At 71.0% G+C, this 3508-nt stretch carries 4 protein-coding genes; 2 read left to right on the top strand and 2 right to left on the bottom strand.

Translation table 11 applies throughout. The annotated features are described in order from the left end of the window. A partial coding sequence (locus tag JYK17_RS26395; protein ID WP_222811322.1) for a PTS fructose transporter subunit IIC occupies positions 1-1510 on the top strand: 1510 nt, incomplete at its 5' end. A gap of 139 nt (positions 1511-1649) precedes the next feature. Then, entirely contained in the window at positions 1650-1904 is a 255-nt protein-coding gene (locus JYK17_RS26400; protein WP_108008436.1) for a hypothetical protein, read from the top strand. 62 nt (positions 1905-1966) lie between these two features. Here the strand turns inward: JYK17_RS26400 and JYK17_RS26405 are convergent, their stop codons facing one another. Next, on the bottom strand, positions 1967-2713 hold the full coding sequence (locus JYK17_RS26405; RefSeq protein ID WP_128802181.1) for a DUF6227 family protein: 747 nt from the start codon (positions 2711-2713) through the stop codon (positions 1967-1969). A 201-nt stretch (positions 2714-2914) separates the two neighbouring features. Next, a partial coding sequence (locus JYK17_RS26410; RefSeq protein WP_222811323.1) for a P1 family peptidase occupies positions 2915-3508 on the bottom strand: 594 nt, incomplete at its 5' end.

The following is a 3508-nucleotide window of genomic DNA, read 5'->3' on the forward strand; positions in this document are numbered from 1 at the left end:
GGACGCGCGGCCCTTCCGTATCGTCGCCGTCACCTCCTGCCCGACCGGCATCGCCCACACCTACATGGCGGCCGAGTCGCTGGAGAACGCGGGCCGCGAGGCGGGCGTCGAGGTCACCGTCGAGACCCAGGGCTCGGCGGGCTTCACTCGGCTCGACCCGGCCGTCATCGCGGCGGCGGACGGCGTGATCCTCGCGCACGACGTCCCCGTACGCGAGAAGGACCGCTTCGCCGGCAAGCCGACCGTCGACGTCGGCGTGAAGGCCGGCATCAACCGTCCCGGCGAGCTGATTTCCGAGGTCCGCGAGAAGGCGGAACGCGGCGAGGTCACCTCCGGTTCCGCGCCGTCCACCCCGGTCGAGCGGGGCGGCGAGGCGGGCGAGGGCTACGGCACCAAGCTGCGCAAGTGGCTGATGTCCGGCGTGAGTTACATGGTCCCGTTCGTCGCGGCCGGCGGACTGCTGATCGCCCTCGGCTTCGCGATCGGCGGCTACAAGATCAACAAGGCGCCGTCGGTCATGGACCACTTCATCTGGACCCAGGGCGACAGCTGGGCCGCGCTGCTCTTCCAGATCGGCGGCGTCGCCTTCGCCTTCCTGGTCCCGGTACTGGCCGGCTACATCGCCTACGGCATGGCCGACCGCCCCGGCCTGGTGCCCGGCTTCGTCGGCGGCTCCATCGCCCTTACCATCAACGCCGGTTTCCTCGGCGGGCTCGCCGCCGGACTGATCGCCGGTGGCGTGGTGATGGCCATCCAGAAGGTGCGCATCCCCGCGCCGGTGCGCGGCATCATGCCGGTGGTGGTGATCCCGCTGATCTCCTCGGCGATCGTCGGATTCCTGATGTTCGTCGTGATCGGCAAGCCCATCGCCTCCGCCCAGAAGAACATGACGGACTGGCTGAACGGCCTCTCCGGCGCCAACGCCGTGCTGCTCGGCGCCCTGCTCGGCCTGATGATGTGCTTCGACCTCGGCGGTCCCGTCAACAAGGTCGCGTACACCTTCGCCACCGCCGGTATCGCCGTCTCGAACCCGAGCGACTCCGCGATGAAGATCATGGCCGCGGTGATGGCCGCCGGCATGGTCCCGCCGCTCGCTATGGCGCTGGCCACGACGGTGCGCGGCAGGCTCTTCACGCAGACCGAGCGCGAGAACGGCAAGGCCGCCTGGGTGCTCGGCGCCTCCTTCATCTCCGAGGGCGCCATCCCCTTCGCCGCCGCCGACCCGCTGCGCGTCATCCCCTCCTCGATGGTGGGCGGCGCGATCACCGGCGCCCTGTCGATGGCCTTCGACGCCACCCTGCGCGCCCCGCACGGCGGCATCTTCGTGGTCCCGCTGATCGGCAACCCCTTCCTCTACCTGATCGCCATCGCGGTCGGCACCTGTGTCACCACGGCACTGGTGGTGGTCCTCAAGGGCATGCGCAAGTCGGCCCCGGGAACCACGGCCCCCGGCCCGGCGGACGGCACGGCCGCAACGACGGCCGAGGCGAAGCAGCCGGTGGCCGCGTAACCGGCGGGATCCCGCATGTCCCTTTGGCGTGCCGTGAGTTGATCACGAGCGCAAAAGGGCAAGTACGGCACCTGTACGGCATGCGAGATTCGTCACGGTCCGGGACGAAAGTCCCGGGCCGTGGTGTCTACTGGAGCGCATGCCTGATGAGCACGTCTCCGTCTTCCAGTCGCTGGGCGTGGTGATCCTCGCCCTCGCCGCCGCCGTCTGGGTGTTCGGCCTGATCAGTCTCGCGCGGCGCGGCCACTTCGGGCCGGTGCCGCGGGTCATCGGCGGCAGCCCGCGCGCCCTCGTGCATCAGCGCCGCTCGGCCCCTTACGTCGAGTACGTCGAACTGACCCCGGCGGAACAGGCCGCCTTCGCCGGTCTCGTACGACAGCTCAAACGCCGCTGAACCGCCGCTGAACGCCGCTGAACGCCGCTGAGAAGCCGTGCGGCGGCAAAGTCGGTGGCCCCTCAGAAGACCTGCCCCGCCCGCCGCTCCATCGCGTCCCGGGCGGCGTCCTCGCTGCCGTACACCTCGCACATGTGCCGCCCGTCGGGCGTCACCGTGTGCTCGACCTCCCACAGGGAGACCTCCTCGCCGTCCCGCAGCAGGAACGCGTGCTCGTAGAGCGAGAAGCACAGTCCTGTGCGTCCGGCGCGGCACGGATGCCCGAAGGCCTGCGTGATCTGGTGCGCGAACGCCGTGGCGAGCAGCGCGGCCGTCCGCGCGTCCGGCCGGTCCGTGTTCTCCGCGCGGCGCAGCAGCCGGCGGGCGTGATCCGCCGAGTCGTCCGGCACATACGCGTGCCGGGGCGCGGGGATCGGCGACAACTGCACCGTCACCGGCAGCTCGAAGTCCGGTGCCTCCTGCGGCAGGGGCAGCCCCACCGTCGCGGCGCGCAGCTCCTCCTCGTCGGCATACACCTCGTGCTGCGCGGCGCCGCCCGGCGTGGTGTTGTGCACCAGCTCCCACAGCGTGAGCGCCGAACCGTCGGCGAGCAGCCAGGTGTGCCGATAGGTCTCGCGGTGCAGACCGGCGCTGTGGTGCGCGGAGTACAGCGAACCGTCGTACGCCAGCGCGCAGTCGAGCCGTCGTATGGTCTCGTCCGGCAGCTCGAAGCTGTTCAGGGCGCGGCCGAGGAGTCGCGCGAGATGCTCCTCCGGAGACTCGGGCGACTCGGGTGGTTCGTACGCTGCCGTCTCGTACGGAACGCTCAAGGCTTCTCCCGGCGTTGCTGCATGTCACCTTGTGGGTGCATACCGTAGCCCCTCGGTCGGACATCATGTCCGGGAACCGAGAAAACGTACGCAGACAAAACGCACGGGCCGTGCCAGAAGTTCCCGAACAGCCCCGCGAGTTCGGGAAAAACCGCAGATCAAGTGCCGCTACCCGCGGTCCGCCCGCTCCACGCCCCCGGTTCACCCGCTGCCGTACAACTCCCCGTACGACGGCCACACCCCGCCCGCCCCGTCCACCGAACCGGCGGCGCGCACGGCGCGGACGATCGCCCGGGTCACCAGGTCCGCGCCCGCCGCGAGAACCTCGTTCAGGGCCAGCGGATTCGCGGCGTCGAGCGTCCGCGCGCCGGTCGCCAGCGTGAACACCGTGTCCCCGTCGTTGAGCAGATGCACCGGACGCACGGCGCGTGCGATGCCGTCGTGGGACGTGCCGGCCAGCTTCTGCGCCTGCGCCTTGGACAGATCGGCGTCGGTGGCGACGACCGCGAGCGTGGTGTTCATCGGAGGGCGCCCGTTCTTCGCCGCGCTCTCGGCGAGGCGCTCGCGAGCCGCCTCGTGGACCTTGGCCTCCGGGTGGTTCACCCGGCCCTGGAACAACTCCCCGTACAACACCCCCGTTTCCGGATCCATCGCCGAACCGGCCGCGTTGGCCACCACCAGCGCGGCCACCGTGATCCCCGAGCCGAGCACGGCGCTCGCGCTGCCGACGCCGCCCTTGAGCGGCCCCACCGCGGCGCCCGTGCCGGCGCCCACGCACCCCTGCTGCACCGGCGC

The organism is Streptomyces plumbidurans (assembly GCF_019857225.1).
In the GTDB taxonomy this organism is placed as follows: Bacteria; Actinomycetota; Actinomycetes; order Streptomycetales; family Streptomycetaceae; genus Streptomyces; species Streptomyces plumbidurans.